The organism is Enterobacter sp. JJBC (assembly GCF_036936505.1).
Classification (GTDB): domain Bacteria; phylum Pseudomonadota; class Gammaproteobacteria; order Enterobacterales; family Enterobacteriaceae; genus Enterobacter; species Enterobacter hormaechei_C.
The window spans coordinates 4536871-4553385 of record NZ_CP136935.1; the positions used below are offsets into that span (position 1 = coordinate 4536871).

The 16515-nt window shown below is 58.0% G+C and carries 17 protein-coding genes; 11 read left to right on the forward strand and 6 right to left on the reverse strand.

Annotated features, from left to right (window positions below):
- The first annotated feature begins 1 nt into the window (after position 1).
- The 5 genes from RY075_RS21875 to acpT are packed head-to-tail and all read left to right on the forward strand — an operon-like array spanning position 2 to position 4188.
- The gene (locus RY075_RS21875) at positions 2 to 1168 is read left to right on the forward strand and encodes a beta-ketoacyl-[acyl-carrier-protein] synthase family protein (RefSeq protein ID WP_100154383.1); all 1167 of its coding nucleotides are present in this window, start codon (positions 2 to 4) and stop codon (positions 1166 to 1168) included.
- Entirely contained in the window at positions 1168 to 1641 is a 474-nt protein-coding gene (locus RY075_RS21880) for a dehydratase (protein ID WP_023323848.1), read from the forward strand. Before RY075_RS21875 ends, RY075_RS21880 begins: the two co-directional genes overlap by 1 nt.
- On the forward strand, positions 1635 to 2366 hold the full coding sequence (locus tag RY075_RS21885) for a 3-ketoacyl-ACP reductase FabG2 (RefSeq protein ID WP_026094333.1): 732 nt from the start codon (positions 1635 to 1637) through the stop codon (positions 2364 to 2366). The genes RY075_RS21880 and RY075_RS21885 overlap by 7 nt, the downstream gene beginning before the upstream one ends.
- On the forward strand, positions 2363 to 3592 hold the full coding sequence (locus RY075_RS21890; protein ID WP_003861237.1) for a beta-ketoacyl-ACP synthase: 1230 nt from the start codon (positions 2363 to 2365) through the stop codon (positions 3590 to 3592). The genes RY075_RS21885 and RY075_RS21890 overlap by 4 nt, the downstream gene beginning before the upstream one ends.
- Positions 3593 to 3594: 2 nt before the next feature.
- Positions 3595 to 4188, forward strand: a complete 594-nt coding sequence (acpT, locus tag RY075_RS21895; RefSeq protein ID WP_003861235.1) for a 4'-phosphopantetheinyl transferase AcpT — start codon at positions 3595 to 3597, stop codon at positions 4186 to 4188.
- 60 nt (positions 4189 to 4248) lie between these two features.
- Here acpT and RY075_RS21900 read toward each other — a convergent pair whose 3' ends face one another.
- On the reverse strand, positions 4249 to 4755 hold the full coding sequence (locus tag RY075_RS21900; RefSeq protein ID WP_003861232.1) for a phenolic acid decarboxylase: 507 nt from the start codon (positions 4753 to 4755) through the stop codon (positions 4249 to 4251).
- A 99-nt stretch (positions 4756 to 4854) separates the two neighbouring features.
- Between RY075_RS21900 and RY075_RS21905 the strand changes: the two genes are divergently transcribed.
- From RY075_RS21905 to RY075_RS21915, 3 genes are all read left to right on the forward strand, one after another.
- Positions 4855 to 5736: a LysR family transcriptional regulator gene (locus RY075_RS21905; protein ID WP_338627960.1), complete on the forward strand. Its 882-nt coding sequence runs from the start codon at positions 4855 to 4857 to the stop codon at positions 5734 to 5736.
- A 32-nt stretch (positions 5737 to 5768) separates the two neighbouring features.
- Complete coding sequence (locus RY075_RS21910; RefSeq protein ID WP_022651983.1) at positions 5769 to 6563, forward strand: SDR family oxidoreductase; 795 nt, start codon at positions 5769 to 5771, stop codon at positions 6561 to 6563.
- 106 nt (positions 6564 to 6669) lie between these two features.
- Entirely contained in the window at positions 6670 to 7332 is a 663-nt protein-coding gene (locus RY075_RS21915) for an HAD family hydrolase (RefSeq protein WP_003861228.1), read from the forward strand.
- Positions 7333 to 7392: 60 nt separating this feature from the next.
- Here the strand turns inward: RY075_RS21915 and RY075_RS21920 are convergent, their stop codons facing one another.
- Positions 7393 to 8418 (reverse strand): TerC/Alx family metal homeostasis membrane protein, encoded by a 1026-nt coding sequence (locus RY075_RS21920; RefSeq protein ID WP_015571505.1) that lies wholly within the window; start codon positions 8416 to 8418, stop codon positions 7393 to 7395.
- Between the two features lie 86 nt (positions 8419 to 8504).
- On the reverse strand, positions 8505 to 9704 hold the full coding sequence (locus RY075_RS21925; RefSeq protein ID WP_003861226.1) for an NAD(P)/FAD-dependent oxidoreductase: 1200 nt from the start codon (positions 9702 to 9704) through the stop codon (positions 8505 to 8507).
- A gap of 228 nt (positions 9705 to 9932) precedes the next feature.
- Between RY075_RS21925 and pitA the strand changes: the two genes are divergently transcribed.
- Complete coding sequence (pitA, locus tag RY075_RS21930; protein ID WP_003861225.1) at positions 9933 to 11432, forward strand: inorganic phosphate transporter PitA; 1500 nt, start codon at positions 9933 to 9935, stop codon at positions 11430 to 11432.
- A gap of 54 nt (positions 11433 to 11486) precedes the next feature.
- Here the strand turns inward: pitA and uspB are convergent, their stop codons facing one another.
- A complete protein-coding gene (gene uspB, locus RY075_RS21935) occupies positions 11487 to 11822 on the reverse strand; it encodes a universal stress protein UspB (protein ID WP_003861224.1) in 336 nt (111 codons plus the stop codon).
- A 283-nt stretch (positions 11823 to 12105) separates the two neighbouring features.
- Here uspB and uspA point away from each other — a divergent pair, with 283 nt between their 5' ends.
- A complete protein-coding gene (gene uspA / locus RY075_RS21940) occupies positions 12106 to 12543 on the forward strand; it encodes a universal stress protein UspA (RefSeq protein WP_003861223.1) in 438 nt (145 codons plus the stop codon).
- Positions 12544 to 12638: 95 nt separating this feature from the next.
- On the opposite strand, the gene rsmJ is transcribed toward uspA, so the two are convergent.
- A complete protein-coding gene (gene rsmJ / locus RY075_RS21945) occupies positions 12639 to 13391 on the reverse strand; it encodes a 16S rRNA (guanine(1516)-N(2))-methyltransferase RsmJ (RefSeq protein ID WP_003861219.1) in 753 nt (250 codons plus the stop codon).
- 7 nt (positions 13392 to 13398) lie between these two features.
- Positions 13399 to 15441 carry an oligopeptidase A gene (prlC, locus tag RY075_RS21950; protein ID WP_109948865.1) on the reverse strand — a complete coding sequence of 681 codons (2043 nt, stop codon included), beginning with the start codon at positions 15439 to 15441 and terminating at the stop codon, positions 13399 to 13401.
- Positions 15442 to 15647: 206 nt separating this feature from the next.
- On the opposite strand from prlC, the gene RY075_RS21955 reads away from it, so the two are divergent.
- Complete coding sequence (locus tag RY075_RS21955) at positions 15648 to 16490, forward strand: 23S rRNA (adenine(2030)-N(6))-methyltransferase RlmJ (protein WP_006808562.1); 843 nt, start codon at positions 15648 to 15650, stop codon at positions 16488 to 16490.
- The last annotated feature ends 25 nt before the right edge of the window (positions 16491 to 16515 follow it).

The following is a 16515-nucleotide window of genomic DNA, read 5'->3' on the forward strand; positions in this document are numbered from 1 at the left end:
GATGATTTACCTTTCTGCCGTTGGCATGGTCAACGCGCTCGGCAACTCGGCTGATGAAATAGCGGCGAACCTGATCGCTGGCGTGGCCCCCGGGATGCGCCAACGTGCGGGCTGGCTACAGGGCTTACCCGAGGCCGTGCTGGGAGGCGTGGAGGGTGAACTTCCCCCTGTCCCCGAGTCTTTTTCTGCGCATCGCAGCCGCAACAACCAGCTGCTGCTGGCGGCGCTTGCGCAAATCCGGCCCGCCGTCGATGCAGCCATTGCGCGCGTGGGGCGAGACCGCGTGGCGGTTGTGCTGGGCACCAGCACCTCCGGACTGGACGAGGGTGATGAGTACGTGCGCCGCGCGCAGAACGGCGAGCGCAGCCCGCAGTGGCAATATCCGCAGCAGGAGCTGGGCGATCCGTCGCGCTTTCTCGCCAGCTGGCTTGCGCTGGACGGCCCGGCGTATACCATTTCGACCGCCTGCTCCTCCAGCGCGCGGGCGATCATCAGCGGTCGTCGCCTGATCGACGCCGGGCTGGTGGACGTCGCCATCGTCGGCGGGGCCGACAGCCTGAGCCGCATGCCGGTCAACGGCTTCAACAGCCTGGAGTCCTTCTCCCCGACCCTGTGCGAACCGTTTGGCCGCAACCGTCGGGGGATCACCATTGGCGAAGCGGCGGCACTGATGGTGCTGACCCGCGAGCCGGGCGAGGTTGCGCTGCTGGGCGCGGGGGAATCCAGCGATGCGTACCATATTTCCGCCCCACATCCGCAGGGCGAAGGGGCGATCCGCGCCATCAACCAGGCGCTGAACGAGGCGGGCATAACGGCGGCGGACGTCGGCTATATCAACCTGCACGGCACCGCCACGCCGCTGAACGATCGCATTGAGGCGCAGGTTATCCACGATCTCTTTGGCGACCGCGTGCCGTGCAGCTCCACGAAACATCTTACCGGCCACACGCTGGGCGCCGCGGGGATCACCGAGGCCGCCCTGAGCTGGCTGATCCTGACCCGAGACCTGCCGCTGCCGCCGCAGGATTTTTCCCGCTACGCGCCGGACGACACCCTGCCCGCCTTCGGCCTACTGCACCAGAGCGCACCGCTGAATAAACCGGTGATCCTGTCAAACTCCTTCGCGTTTGGCGGCAACAACGCCAGCCTTCTGCTGGGGAGAGTATGATGCACTACTTACCTCCCGGGGATTATCTTCCTCACGACACGCCGATGCTGCTGCTTGAGAGCGTGGAAAGCGTCACCGATGACCGCGCCGTTTGCAGCGTGACGGTGAACGAACGGGGCGTTCTGGCCCCGTTCCTGGACGCGGACGGCAACCTGCCTGGCTGGTTTGCGCTGGAGCTGATGGCCCAGACCGTGGGCGTCTGGTCTGAATGGCACCGGATGCAAAAAGGGCTGCCGCACTGTGCGCTAGGCATGGTGCTGGGCGCGCGCGAGCTGGTGTGCGACGCAGGGCATTTTGCCGCAGGCAGCACGCTGACCATCACCATCGAACGTCTGATGCAGGATGAACGCTTTGGCAGCTTCGAGTGCACCATTCATGCGGATAGTGTCTCCCTCGCCACGGGCCGCGTGAACACCTTCCAGCCGAGCGAGGAAGAATTAACCACACTTTTCAACCAGGGAACACCATCATGAGATCCGTACTGGTCACTGGAGCCAGCAAAGGCATTGGCCGCGCTATCGCCCTTCAGCTTGCGGCGGACGGTTTCACCGTCGGCGTGCATTACCATCGTGATGAAGCGGGCGCGCAGGAGACGCTGGAAGCGATTGTCCAGGCAGGCGGCGCGGGCCGTTTACTCACCTTCGACGTGGGCAACCGCGAGCAGTGCCGCACGGTGCTGGAACAGGAGATCGCTGACCACGGCGCGTGGTATGGCGTGGTCAGTAACGCCGGTATTACCCGCGACGGCGCATTTCCTGCGCTCAGCGACGATGACTGGGACAGCGTGATCCACACCAATCTCGACAGTTTTTATAACGTCATTCATCCCTGCATTATGCCGATGATCGGCACCCGCAAGGGCGGGCGGATCATCACCCTGTCGTCGGTGTCAGGCATTATGGGCAACCGTGGGCAGGTGAACTACAGCGCGGCGAAAGCCGGGATCATCGGCGCCACCAAAGCGCTCGCCACCGAGCTGGCAAAACGCAAAATCACCGTCAACTGCATCGCGCCGGGGCTGATCGATACCGGCATGATCGAGATGGACGAAGCCGCACTGCACGCGGCGATGTCGATGATCCCGATGCAGCGTATGGGCCAGGCCGAGGAGGTCGCGGGGCTGGCGAGTTACCTGATGTCGGATAAAGCAGGCTATGTGACGCGTCAGGTGATTTCGATTAACGGAGGCATGCTATGACCCGCCGGGTAGTGATTACGGGCATGGGCGGCGTCACCGCGTTCGGCGAGGACTGGCCGACCATCTCGCGCCGTCTGCGCGAGTATGAAAATGCGGTGCGTACCATGACGGAGTGGCAGGCGTATGACGGCCTGCAAACCCTGCTCGCCGCGCCGATTGAAGACTTCACTCTCCCCGCTCACTATACCCGTAAGCGCATTCGCGCCATGGGCCGCGTGTCGCTGCTCTCTACCCGCGCCACCGAGCTGGCGCTGGAGCAGGCGGGACTAATCGACGACGCGGTGCTGACCAACGGTCAGACCGGCATCGCCTACGGCTCGTCGACGGGCAGCACCGGGCCGGTCAGCGAGTTTGCCTCCATGCTCACCGAAAAGCACACCCACAACATCACCGGCACCACCTATGTGCAGATGATGCCGCACACCACGGCGGTGAATACCGGGCTGTTCTTTGGCCTGCGCGGACGGGTGATCCCCACCTCGAGCGCCTGTACCTCTGGCAGCCAGGCGATTGGCTACGCCTGGGAAGCGATTCGTCACGGCTACCAGACGGTGATGGTGGCAGGCGGCGCGGAAGAGCTGTGCCCGTCGGAAGCGGCGGTTTTCGATACCCTGTTTGCCACCAGCCAGCGTAACGACGCGCCAAAAACCACGCCGTCGCCGTTTGACGTTCAGCGCGATGGCCTGGTGATTGGCGAAGGGGCGGGTACGCTGGTGCTGGAAGCACTGGATCACGCCAGAGCGCGCGGAGCGACAATTTATGGCGAGATCGTGGGCTTTGCCACCAACTGCGATGCGGCGCACATCACCCAGCCCCAGCGTGAAACCATGCAGGTGTGTATGGAGCAGTCGCTGGCGATGGCGGGTCTTGGCCCTCAGGACATTGGCTACATTTCTGCCCACGGCACGGCAACCGATCGCGGGGATATCGCCGAGAGTCAGGCGACCGCCGCCATTTTCGGCGACAGCGTGCCCATCTCATCCTTAAAGAGTTATTTCGGTCATACCCTGGGAGCCTGCGGCGCGCTGGAAGCCTTGCTGAGTCTGCATATGATGCGGGAGGGCTGGTTCACGCCGACGCTCAATTTAAGACAACCGGATGAGCAATGCGGCGCTTTAGATTATATTATGGGGGAAACCCGCCCGATTGATTGCGAATTTATTCAGAGCAATAACTTTGCCTTTGGCGGCATCAATACCTCGATAATCATTAAACGCTGGGCGTAACTATGTACCAGTTTGTACTGGGAAAGATCTCCACCCTTAGCGCGGACCCGCTGGCGTCAACGCTCGCAGACATGGCACCTCAGGGTGCACGACACGCTTCCTGGCTTGCAGGCCGGACGCTGCTCGCCAGAACCTTATCCCCCTCGCCCCTTCCCGAGATAATTTACGGCGAGCAGGGAAAACCGGCCTTCGCTAACGGCCATCCGCTGTGGTTTAACCTGAGCCACAGCGGGGACGATATTGCCCTGCTGATGAGCGATGAAGGTGAAGTGGGCTGCGATATCGAAGTGATCCGCCCGCGGGAGAACTGGCAGGCGCTGGCAAATGCCGTTTTCAGCCTCACCGAACATGACGAGCTGGAACGTGAAGCGCCGGAAGAGCAGCTTTCCGCATTCTGGCGCATCTGGACACGCAAAGAGGCAATCGTCAAACAGCGTGGCGGCAGCGCGTGGCAGATAGTCAGCATTGACAGCACCGCCCAGTCGCTCCCGGTCAGTCAGCTACGCTTCGGCTCGCTGAGCCTGGCGGTCTGTACCCCTACGCCTTTCACCTTAACGGCGGAAGCGGTTACTTACTCCGGTATTCCTGCGGCATAAAAAACGGCCATGCCGGTTAAAACCAACATGGCCGATGTCCCGTTCACGTTGTTCTCGATCTTATTTTAAATTTTCCGGGAAGTTTGCAGGCAGCTCGCTGGCCGCGCAATTGATCACGCTATCGTCATTCGCACCGCAGTCACGCACGAAGGTGATGGTGGCAAATTCATCAATCACTTCGGTTGGATACGCTGGTCCGGCATCACGGTAGCTATTCATCAGCGGAATGTGATCGTTCTGGAAGCAGACGGTTTTTTCCGGATTATTCATGACCCAGCGCGGGAAGAAGATGGTGCCGTGGAACAGGCGGTCGCCCAGGTTCACGATCAAGCTCACGTCAGTACCGGTTGGCTCCGTCCAGGAAATTTTATAGATGCTCTCCCCAACACGGACGATGTAGGCCTGCTGATCTTTCACCCAACGGTTGCCCACCAGACCACTGTGAATACGGTAGTCCAGGGTGTTTTCGTTTTTAACGTAAATTTCGTAATTCCAGCCATTATCGTAGGTATATACAAGATGTTTGCCGACGAAGCCGCTTAAATCATGTTTATCGAAGGTGCTCATACGCTGTCTCCTTTGTTTTGATGAGACGATCGTACCCCTTCAAAAAATGAATGAATAACGCTATGTTTGAATCAAATTCATCCAAAATTTAGATTAATTATGCACAAGACGACGCTCGAACAGTGGGCCTTGCTGGAGAGAGTCATCGAGGCTGGCAGCTTCGCTAAGGCGGCGGAAGAGACCTACCGCAGCCAGTCCTCGGTCAGCTATAACCTGTCGCTTTTGCAGGAGCGGCTGGGCGTGGCGCTCCTGATGACAGAGGGACGGCGTGCCGTGCTAACCCCGGCGGGTGAGCTGTTGCTGAATCAGGTTAAACCGCTGCTGAAAGCCTTCGCCTATGTTGAAACGCGCGCTGCGACCCTGCGCAGCGGGATGCGAACCCGTATCGACCTGATGGTAGACAGTATTTTTCCGCGTAGCCGGCTGTTCGCGATTTTGCGCCAGTTTCAGCAGCTGTACCCGCAAACGCAGGTGCGGCTTACCGAGGTGCTGGAAAACAGCCGCGCAGATGCGCTCAATGATGAAGCCGACGTGATGGTCTTAACCCGCCGCCAGGACATTACCGGCCTGGGCGAATGGCTGATGAATATCGATTTTGTTGCCGTCGCGCATCACGCTCACTCGCTGTTTGCGCTGGATACGCCGCTTAATGACGAGATGCTACGGCCGTGGCCGCGCATTCAGATCGCAGACAGCCAGCCCACCACTCACCCCACCGGAGAGTCGTGGACATTCTCCACTATCGATGCCGCAATCGAAGCGGTGATGTATCAGGTTGGATACGGCTGGTTACCGGAAGAACGCATTCAGACCCCGCTCCAGCAGGGCATCCTTAAAACGCTGCCGCTCAGCCACGGCGTACGTCGCGCCACGCCGCTGCACCTCATCGTCAAACGCTCCCTCAGCCCGCTGGACGAGCAGGTTGAGACGCTGTTGCGCCTTTTTAAGCAGGAGCCGTCATCGTCAACTGCTACGCTTTAAGTTTTGAACCATAAAACGACAAGGAGTGAACGATGAAAATCGATTTAACGGGGAAAGTAGCGCTGGTGACCGCGTCCACCGGCGGTATTGGGTTTGCCATCGCCCGCGGGCTGGCGGAGAGCGGTGCGGAAGTGATCGTAAACGGACGCAGCGTCGACTCGGTGAATAAAGGCATTCAGGCGCTACAGCAGGTGGTGCCTGGCGTACAGGTCCGTGCCGCCATCGCCGACCTGAGCTCGCAGGAGGGCGTTGACGAACTGCTCAGGGTCGCCACGCACGTCGATATTCTGGTGAATAACGCCGGGATCTATGGCCAGCAGGATTTTTATTCCACCGACGACGAGACCTGGGAACGCTACTGGCAAACCAACGTGATGTCCGGCGTGCGCCTCTCCCGTGCCCTGTTGCCCGGCATGGTACAAAAGGGCTGGGGTCGGGTAGTGTTTATCTCGTCAGAATCGGCCTGCAATATTCCTGCGGATATGATCCACTATGGCGTGACAAAAACCGCCCAGCTCTCGCTGGCGCGCGGTCTGGCGAAGTTCGTGGCAGGCAGCGGCGTGACGGTGAACAGCGTACTGCCGGGCCCGACAATGTCGGACGGTTTTGCCGCGATGATGAAAGACGAAATCGAAAGAACCGGTAAATCGCTGGAGCAGCTGGCGAAAGCGTTCGTGATGGAGAATCGTCCCAGCTCGGTTATTCAGCGCGCCGCAACGGTAGAAGAAGTGGCGAATATGGTGGTGTATGTCTGTTCCATGCAGGCCTCCGCGACTTCCGGCGCGGCGCTGCGCGTTGACGGTGGCGTGGTGGATGACATAGTTTGACCCGTCAGGCCACAGGTTCAGGAAAAAATGCGGCCTGATATAAGGACTATGAAGGTAAAGCAGGTAAACTAGTGAACAGAATGTGTATTTCAGCTAAGACGTATTTATGACCAATATGATTGCCGACGAAGCCGTGGCGAAGTCCAGCGTGCTCTCTGTCTTTGACTTTGATGGTACGTTGACGCACCACGACAGTTTTATCCCGTTCCTGCGCTTTGCCTTTGGCAAGCGCTACTTTGCTGGCCGTCTGGTGCGCATGGCCCTGCCTACGCTGCACTGTGTGCGCCGCAAGCTGACGCGAGATGAGCTGAAAGAGGTGTTGATCAAAACCTTCCTGACGGGGGTGGATGAGCACTGGTTACGTCAGCAGGCGGAAGCCTTCTGTGAAAAATACTGGAACAAGCTGATGCGCCCGGAAGGGGTGCTGGCCGTCGCCAACGAGGTCAATTCCGGTGCGGAAGTGACGATTTGCTCTGCTTCCCCGGCGCTGGTATTGCAGCCGTGGGCCGATAAGCTCGGCATTAAGCTGATTGGCACGCAGCTGGAAGTGAAAGACGGCAAGCTGACCGGGCGGATCACCGGCCACAACTGCCGGTGTGCCCAGAAGGTGGCGAGGCTGGAGAAGGTGTATGGGGATTTGAACGCGTATCACCTGCGCGCCTGGGGCGACACGCGTGGCGACCACGAGTTGCTGGCGGCGGCGCAGGATCCGCACTGGCGGCATTTTCATCATCCGAGCAAGCGCCGAAATTCACCGATTAAGGGTTAGGTGCGGCCTGGTGCCCTCACCCCGGCCCTCTCCTACAGGGAGAGGGAGAAAAGCGGTACATCAGGCCTCACGTTTTCCCGGGAACATCACGCTCGCAATAATCCCCAGCGCCAGTACCCCCAGCACCACAAACAGACTTGCCGTGGCGCCGATGTTATAACCGTGATGCCAGAAATGGTCGGTCGCATTCAGCCCCAGCTTGAACGCCACGAAGAACAGCAGTAACACCACCGCTTTCTCCAGATGCACCAGATACTGCTTCAGCGCTTCCAGCACAAAGTAGAGGGTACGCAGGCCGAGGATCGCGAACATCATTGCGCTATAGATAATCAGCGGCTCACGGCTGACGGCAATGATTGCGGGTACGGAATCGAAGGCGAACATCACGTCGGACAGCTCCACCACCGCAACACAGAGCAGCAGCGGCGTCGCGTAGCGCTTCGCCTTCTTCACGCGGCCTACCATTACATCCTTGTTTTCAGGCTTCTCCAGTTCGGCATCCACCTCTTTCTGGGTCAGGATAAACGCATGGCTGCTGATTTTTGGCCACACCGGGTAGAAGCGTTTCACCAGGCGGTACGCCAGATGGTTGGAATAATCTTCTACTTCATCGCTCTCTTCATTGCGTTTCAGCATCATCACCGCCGTCCAGCCGACGACCAGCGCAAAAATGACCTCAACATACGGCCCCAGGCTCAGCAAGCTGGTGCCGATGGCAACAAAAATACCGCGGAACACAATCGCCCCGAGCACGCCCCAGTAGAGCACGCGGTGACGATATCTATCCGGCACGCCGAACCAGGCGAAGATCGCCATCATCACAAACAGGTTGTCGACGGAGAGCACCTCTTCCAGCGCATAGCCGGTCAGGAACAGACTGGCCATCTCCGCGCCGTGGTGCACGTATAAAAATCCGGCGAAGGCCATCGCCATCATGACCCAGAAGATGGACCACATAACCGCGCTTTTCAGCGAGATCGGTTTATCGTGACGGTGCATGAAGAGGTCGATAAACATCGCCCCAACGGCCATCACCACGAAGACAACAACGGTTTCCGTCGGGAAACCGAGATGAGCAGCAGACATAGACAACCCTTTTAAGAAGACAAAACACCATGCACACAATAAAAAGCGTGGGCCCGTTAAGGAGGCATCACGCTAAAAAATAAATATTAACCGTTCTTTTCAGCCAGCGCTTGCGCGCATGCCCAGGCACTGGCCCACGCCCACTGGAAGTTATACCCGCCGAGCCAGCCGGTCACGTCCATCACTTCACCAATGAAATAAAGACCCGGCACGTTGCGGGCTTCCATCGTGCGGGATGAGAGTTCGTTTGTATCCACGCCGCCCAGCGTCACTTCCGCCGTGCGGTAGCCTTCGGTGCCGTTTGGCTGTACGCGCCAGTTCGTCAGCGTCTCCACCAGCGTTTCCTGCTCACGGCTGTTGAGCTGCTTGAGCGCAACATCCGGAATTTGCCCTAACACCTGCAAGCACTCCACGAGACGCTTCGGCAACTGCATCGCCAGGGTATTTTTCAGGCTTTGATTCGGGTGCGCGGCGCGTTGCTCGTTGAGGAAGGCGTCCAGATCGCAGTCCGGCACCAGGTTTACGGAGACAAACTCCCCCGGCTGCCAGTAGCTGGAGATCTGCAATACCGCCGGCCCCGAGAGTCCACGATGGGTAAAGAGCAGGTTTTCGCGGAACACCGTGCCGTCTTCGGCCGTAATGACCGACGGTACAGACACGCCGGAGAGTGTCTGAAGCTGCTCCAGCAGCGGCTTATGCAGCGTGAACGGTACCAGCCCGGCGCGGGTGGGCAGTACCTTCAGGCCAAACTGCTCGGCAATTTTATAGCCGAACGGTGAGGCGCCCAGCCCCGGCATCGAGAGGCCGCCGCTGGCGATCACCAGGTTATCGGCGCTGACGGTCTCACCGTTGAGTTGCAGCGTGTAGCCCTGCTCGTCACGGGCGACGTCCAGCACTTCGGTGCGCAGGCGCATTACTACGCCGCCTTTCTCGCACTCGGCCACCAGCATATCGACAATTTGCTGCGCGGAGTCGTCGCAGAACAGCTGTCCCAGCGTCTTCTCATGCCACGCGATACCGTGTTTACCCACCAGTTCGATAAAATCCCACTGGGTATAGCGCGCCAGCGCAGATTTGCAAAAATGGCGGTTCTGGCTCAAATAGGCCGCAGGCTCGACATAAAGATTAGTAAAGTTGCAGCGCCCACCGCCAGACATCAGGATCTTGCGGCCAGGCTTTTTTCCGTTATCCAGCAGCAGCACGCGACGACCCGCTTGTCCGGCCATCGCCGCACAAAACATACCCGCCGCACCGGCGCCAATTACTACGGCATCAAACCTTTCCACGTCAAAATCCTCTTCGTTAACTGCCGCGGATTGTAAAGTTTCCTCAGTGGTCGCACCAGCGTAAAAAGATATTACAAAGCCATTTCATTGATATTTAAAGATTATCCTTTAAGGCACATTTCTCAAATCAGGTGGTATGTCAAAAAAAGTCTATATTTCACTTTGCCCGTTGCGCATTTGTCCTGGATAATGCGCCGCGTTCATGTCCTCAAAATGGCGTAACGTCCTATGCTACATTTGTTTGCCGGCCTGGATTTACATACCGGGCTTTTATTATTGCTTGCTCTGGTTTTTGTGCTGTTTTACGAAGCGATCAACGGCTTCCACGACACTGCAAACGCAGTAGCAACGGTTATCTACACTCGCGCAATGCGATCGCAGCTTGCGGTTGTTATGGCGGCGGTATTTAACTTTTTTGGTGTCCTCCTGGGCGGACTGAGCGTTGCGTATGCCATTGTGCATATGCTGCCAACGGATCTGCTGCTTAACGTGAGTTCCGGTCATGGCCTGGCCATGGTGTTCTCTATGCTGCTTGCTGCGATTATCTGGAACCTCGGTACCTGGTATTTCGGCCTGCCGGCATCCAGCTCTCACACCCTCATCGGCGCGATTATCGGTATCGGGTTAACCAATGCCCTGATGACCGGGACCTCCGTCGTTGATGCGCTGAATATCCCGAAAGTTCTCGGCATTTTCGGCTCTCTGATCATCTCCCCTATCGTCGGTCTGGTGGTGGCGGGTGGCTTGATTTTCATCCTGCGTCGCTACTGGAGCAACACGAAAAAACGTGCGCGTATCCACCTGACGCCAGCAGAGCGTGAGAAGAAAGACGGCAAGAAAAAGCCGCCGTTCTGGACGCGTATCGCGCTGATCATTTCCGCTATCGGCGTCGCCTTCTCTCATGGCGCGAACGATGGTCAGAAAGGTATCGGCCTGGTGATGCTGGTTCTGATTGGCGTCGCACCGGCGGGCTTCGTGGTTAACATGAACGCCTCCGGTTACGAAATCACCCGTACCCGTGATGCGGTAAACAACGTTGAGACTTACTTCCAGCAGCATCCTGATTTGCTGAAGAAAGCGACCGGCGTGGACCAGCTGATTCCTTCTCCCGAGTCAGGCGCAACGACGGCACCGGGCGAGTTCCATTGCCATCCGGCAAACGCGATTAACGCGCTGGAACGTGCGAAAGGCATGCTGGCCGATATCGAAAGCTATGACAAACTGGCTGTTGAACAGCGTGGTCAGCTGCGTCGCATCATGCTCTGTATCTCCGACGTGACCGATAAAGTCGCGAAGCTGCCAGAGGTTAATGCTGACGACCAACGTCTGCTGAAGAAACTGAAAGGCGATATGCTCAATACCATTGAGTACGCGCCAATCTGGATCATCATGGCGGTCGCGCTGGCGCTGGGTATCGGTACGATGATTGGCTGGCGTCGTGTGGCGACCACCATCGGCGAGAAGATCGGTAAGAAAGGCATGACCTATGCGCAGGGTATGTCCGCGCAGATGACGGCAGCGGTATCTATCGGTCTGGCGAGTTACACCGGTATGCCAGTCTCCACCACCCACGTACTCTCTTCGTCCGTGGCAGGTACAATGATTGTTGACGGCGGCGGTTTGCAGCGTAAAACCGTGACCAACATCCTGATGGCCTGGGTGTTCACCCTCCCGGCGTCCATCCTGCTGTCTGGCGGTCTGTACTGGATTTCGCTGAAGCTGATTTAATCGGCTGAAGGCGACAAAAAAGCGGGTCAGGAAACTGGCCCGCTTTTTTTATGCTCAGTGCCAAATCATCAGCGCAATCATACTCACCACAACCAGACCACAGAGGGCGCTGGTCAAAATGAACTGACGACGCAGGCGCTCGCAGCGACGGATAAACTCTTCATCGTGGTGATCGCGGTAGCGTTGGTAGTAGATATACCCCACCAGACGCATCTGCTTGCTGGGCTGTCCGTGCGAGGTGAAGAACCCTCCACCGTCCACATACTGATAAAGCAACGGATCGCAACCACGAAGTACCACTAACAGCGCACGTAACGATGAGAAGTAGCGCGCCATATTCACTATGCAAACCACGCATAACGCCCAAAACAATGCGACGGTGCTAATCATACATCCTCCCCGGCGTCCGCCCACGAAGCAAGGCTCCTGAGCTACCGCACCCCAATGCCCTGACAGACAGTTCAGTGAAAGAATGACCAAAAGTCGATCCGGTTCGCGTTTTAATATCCGAACGGCTCATTAAATAGTGTAGGAGATCCGTTAATTTTTTTGCCACAAGGTTAATCGTTATCAACACCAAAGCTTGAAAAATATGTTTAACTGGGCCGTAATGAAAGCATCAGACGACGGCTTTCCCATTTAGTCATCGATAACTTAAGGAAGGAGTAACACTATGGCTTACAAACACATTCTTATCGCGGTAGACCTCTCCCCGGAGAGTAAAGTGCTGGTTGATAAAGCAGTATCCATGGCACGTCCCTACAACGCGAAAGTTTCGCTGATTCACGTTGATGTGAATTACTCCGACCTCTACACCGGTCTGATCGACGTGAATCTCGGCGATATGCAGAAACGCATCTCCGAAGAGACTCACCACGCGCTGAGCGAGCTTTCTACCAACGCGGGCTATCCGATCACTGAAACCTTAAGCGGTAGCGGCGATCTGGGCCAGGTGCTGGTTGATGCGATTAAGAAATACGATATGGACCTGGTGGTATGTGGTCACCATCAGGACTTCTGGAGCAAACTGATGTCTTCCGCGCGCCAGCTGATTAACACCGTTCACGTGGATATGCTGATTGTTCCACTGCGTGACGAAGAAGACGAGTAAGTGCGTTAAATTCCCCTCACTAACCCTCTCCCAAAGGGAGAGGGAATAGATCGAGGATGTAGGCCGGGTAAGGCGAAGCCGCCACCCGGCTTTTTCTATTCCGGCGTACCCGAATAAATATCAAACCGGTGCCCTTTCGTGGTCACCGCGTTAGTGGTCGCAACGTCCGCCAGCGGCGGCGCATAGTCCGGCCGCTTCACCACCACACGCTTCGTCGCCAGCTGACGAGCCGGTTCCAGCAGGCCATCGGCATCTAAATCCGGCCCCACCAGCGACTGAAACACCCGCATCTCTTTCTTCACCAGCGCGCTTTTCTGCTTATGCGGGAACATGGGGTCGAGATAAACCACCTGCGGGCGCGGGGTGATGTCGGTGAGCGCCGTCAGGCTGGAGGCATGAATAAGTTGTAAACGTTCCTGTAACCACGGGCCGATTTCCGGGTCCTCATAGCCCCGCGTCAGCCCGTCGTCGAGCAGCGCGGCGACAACCGGATTACGCTCCAGCATCCGCACCCGGCAGCCCACCGAGGCCAGCACAAACGCATCGCGCCCCAGCCCCGCCGTGGCGTCCACCACGTCCGGAAGATAGCTCCCTTTAATGCCAACCGCCTTGGCCACCGCTTCGCCGCGACCGCCGCCGAACTTACGCCGGTGCGCCATCGCGCCGCCGACAAAATCGACAAAAATCCCGCCAAGCTTTGGCTCATCGCGCTTGCGCAGCTCCAGATGTTCCGGCGTCATCACCAGCGCCATCAGGTTGTCTTCATCATGTTCCAGCCCCCAGCGGGCCGCCAGAACAGATAAGGCGCCGTCCCCGGCGCCTGTTTCATCTACTAAGCAGATCTTCACGTAGCAATCAGCCTTTGATTCCGTAATGCTCCAGCATCGCATCCAGCTGAGGCTCGCGGCCACGGAAGCGTTTGAACAATTCCATAGGCTCTTCTGAACCGCCGCGGGTCAGGATGTTGTCGAGGAACGACTGACCGGTTTCGCGGTTGAAAATCCCCTCTTCTTCGAAGCGCGAGAAGGCATCCGCCGCCAGCACGTCGGCCCACAGGTAGCTGTAGTAGCCTGCGGCGTACCCGCCTGCGAAGATATGGCTGAACGCGTGCGGGAAGCGTCCCCAGGTTGGCCCTGGAATAACGGCAACCTGCTTTTTAATCTCAGCCAGGGTTTCGAGGATTTTCGCCCCCTGCTCCGGGCTGAACTCGGCGTGCAGGCGGAAGTCGAACAGGCCGAACTCCAGCTGGCGCAGGATAAACATCGCCGCCTGGTAGTTTTTCGCTGCCAGCATTTTATCCAGCAGTTCTTTCGGCAGCGGTTCACCCGTTTCGTAATGACCGGAGATAAACGCCAGCGCGTCCGGCTCCCAGCACCAGTTTTCCATAAACTGGCTAGGCAGCTCGACCGCATCCCATGGCACACCGCTGATACCGGCGACGCCAGCGGTTTCGATGCGGGTCAGCATGTGGTGCAGGCCGTGACCGAACTCGTGGAACAGGGTGATCACTTCATCGTGGGTAAACAGCGCAGGTTTGCCGCTCACCGGACGGTTGAAGTTACAGGTCAGGTAGGCGACCGGTTTTTGCAGGGAACCATCCGCTTTACGCATCTGGCCCACGCAGTCGTCCATCCACGCCCCGCCGCGCTTGTTCTCACGCGCGTAGAGATCGAGGTAGAAGCTACCGCGCAGTTCATTTTTCTCGTCATACAGCTCAAAGAAGCGCACGTCCGGATGCCAGACGTCGATGTCGGTACGCTCTTTCGCGGTAATGCCGTAGATGCGTTTCACCACCTCGAACAGGCCGTTAACGGCTTTGTTTTCCGGGAAGTACGGACGCAGTTGTTCGTCGCTGATGCTGTAGAGATGCTGTTTCTGTTTTTCGCTGTAGTACGCGATATCCCACGGCTGAAGCTCGTCCACGCCGAACTCCGCTTTCGCGAAGGCGCGCAGCTGGGCCAGCTCTTTTTCACCCTGCGGACGGGCGCGTTTCGCCAGGTCGGTCAGGAAGTCGAGCACCTGCTGCGGATTTTCCGCCATTTTGGTGGCGAGGGATTTATCGGCATAGTTTTCAAAGCCCAGCAGCTGGGCCAGCTCGTGGCGCAGGGCGAGGATTTCCGCCATGACCGGGCTGTTGTCCCATTTACCCGCGTTCGGCCCCTGATCGGAGGCGCGGGTGCTGTAGGCGCGGTACATCTCTTCGCGCAGGGCCTGGTTGTCGCAGTAGGTCATCACCGGCAGATAGCTTGGGATATCCAGCGTTAACAGGAAGCCTTCCTGCTCTTTCGCTTCGGCCTGGGCTTTTGCCGCCGCCAGCGCGCTTTCCGGCATGCCCGCCAGGTCAGATTCATCGGTAATCAGCTTCGTCCAGCCCATGGTAGCGTCGAGGACGTTATTGCTGTACTGGTTGCCCAGCTCGGACAGGCGCGCAGCGATTTCACCGTAGCGAACCTGTTTTTCTTTTGGCAGGCCAATCCCGGACAGTTCGAAATCACGCAGGGCGTTATCGACCGATTTTTTCTGCGCCGTGTTCAGTTCGGCATAGTGGTCGCCGTCGCGCAGGTCGCGGTAGGCTTTGTAGAGCCCCTCATGCTGGCCGACCCAGGTGCTGTACTCAGAGAGCAGCGGCAGGGTTTGCTCGTAGGCTTCACGCAGCTCCGGGCTGTTTTTTACCGAATTCAGGTGGCTCACCGGGGAGAAGATGCGCCCCAGCACGTCGTCCACTTCGGCCAGCGGCTGACACAGATTTTCCCAGGTGTACGGCCCGCCCTGCGCGACCACGCTTTCTACCGCCGCGCGGCAGTTGTCCAGCGATTGCGTAACCGCTGGAACCACATGCTCAGGGAGGATTTTAGAAAACGGTGGCAACGAAAAAGGCGTCAGTAATGGATTGGTCATAAACGCTGTCCTGTTGAAATAGGTGAATGAAGCGCGCATCCGGCGCTGTGCATATTGTTCAGTAATGGGGTTAAGTGTAGAGGATTTCAATGCCAGACGTGGCGGAAAAGAGCCCGGTGGCGCTGCGCTTACCGGGCCTGCGGGTAATCTGTGCCGTTCTGCTGTAAACTGTGGCAAATCGTCAATTCAGCGGAATATCATTACCCATGCTCAGTTATCGCCACAGCTTCCACGCAGGCAACCACGCCGACGTCCTCAAACACACCGTTCAGAGCCTGATCATCGAATCGCTTAAAGAAAAGGATAAACCGTTCCTTTATCTGGACACCCACGCGGGCGCGGGCCGTTATCAGCTGAGCGGCGAGCATGCTGAGCGTACCGGTGAATATCTGGAAGGGATTGCGCGTATCTGGCAGCAGGACGATCTGCCTGCCGAGCTGGAGCCGTACATTGGCGTGGTGAATCACTTCAACCGCAACGGCCAGTTGCGTTACTACCCTGGCTCCCCGCTGATTGCCCGCCAGCTGCTGCGCGAGCAGGACAGCCTCCAGTTAACCGAGCTGCACCCGAGCGACTTCCCGCTGCTGCGTTCTGAGTTTCAGAAAGATAACCGCGCCCGCGTAGACAAAGCCGATGGTTACCAGCAGCTGAAAGCCAAACTGCCGCCGGTTTCCCGTCGCGGCCTGGTGCTAATTGACCCACCGTACGAAATCAAAACCGACTATCAGGCGGTGGTGACCGGCATTAACGAAGGTTACAAACGCTTTGCGACCGGCACCTATGCTCTGTGGTATCCGGTAGTGCTGCGCGCGCAAATTAAACGCATGATCAAAGACCTCGAAGCGACGGGCATTCGCAAAATCCTGCAAATTGAGCTGGCGGTGCGCCCTGACAGCGACCAGCGCGGCATGACCGCGTCCGGCATGATCGTCATTAACCCGCCGTGGAAGCTCGAAGCACAGATGAACAACGTGCTGCCGTGGCTGCACAAAACGCTGGTGCCAGCCGGTACGGGTCACGCCACCGTGAGCTGGATCGTGCCGGAGTAATCGCAGCCATCGGTGGAAACTATTG

What these genes read in the sequence shown, in the direction of transcription:
- RY075_RS21905 (WP_338627960.1), top strand. Translation starts at nt 4,855, where the DNA reads ATGCACAAGACGACGCTCGAACAGTGGGCCTTGCTGGAGAGAGTCATC.
- RY075_RS21955 (WP_006808562.1), top strand. Translation starts at nt 15,648, where the DNA reads ATGCTCAGTTATCGCCACAGCTTCCACGCAGGCAACCACGCCGACGTC.
- RY075_RS21875 (WP_100154383.1), top strand. Translation starts at nt 2, where the DNA reads ATGATTTACCTTTCTGCCGTTGGCATGGTCAACGCGCTCGGCAACTCG.
- RY075_RS21910 (WP_022651983.1), top strand. Translation starts at nt 5,769, where the DNA reads ATGAAAATCGATTTAACGGGGAAAGTAGCGCTGGTGACCGCGTCCACC.
- RY075_RS21890 (WP_003861237.1), top strand. Translation starts at nt 2,363, where the DNA reads ATGACCCGCCGGGTAGTGATTACGGGCATGGGCGGCGTCACCGCGTTC.
- RY075_RS21915 (WP_003861228.1), top strand. Translation starts at nt 6,670, where the DNA reads ATGACCAATATGATTGCCGACGAAGCCGTGGCGAAGTCCAGCGTGCTC.
- RY075_RS21900 (WP_003861232.1), bottom strand. Translation starts at nt 4,755, where the DNA reads ATGAGCACCTTCGATAAACATGATTTAAGCGGCTTCGTCGGCAAACAT.
- RY075_RS21920 (WP_015571505.1), bottom strand. Translation starts at nt 8,418, where the DNA reads ATGTCTGCTGCTCATCTCGGTTTCCCGACGGAAACCGTTGTTGTCTTC.
- prlC (WP_109948865.1), bottom strand. Translation starts at nt 15,441, where the DNA reads ATGACCAATCCATTACTGACGCCTTTTTCGTTGCCACCGTTTTCTAAA.
- uspB (WP_003861224.1), bottom strand. Translation starts at nt 11,822, where the DNA reads ATGATTAGCACCGTCGCATTGTTTTGGGCGTTATGCGTGGTTTGCATA.
- RY075_RS21880 (WP_023323848.1), top strand. Translation starts at nt 1,168, where the DNA reads ATGCACTACTTACCTCCCGGGGATTATCTTCCTCACGACACGCCGATG.
- acpT (WP_003861235.1), top strand. Translation starts at nt 3,595, where the DNA reads ATGTACCAGTTTGTACTGGGAAAGATCTCCACCCTTAGCGCGGACCCG.
- pitA (WP_003861225.1), top strand. Translation starts at nt 9,933, where the DNA reads ATGCTACATTTGTTTGCCGGCCTGGATTTACATACCGGGCTTTTATTA.
- uspA (WP_003861223.1), top strand. Translation starts at nt 12,106, where the DNA reads ATGGCTTACAAACACATTCTTATCGCGGTAGACCTCTCCCCGGAGAGT.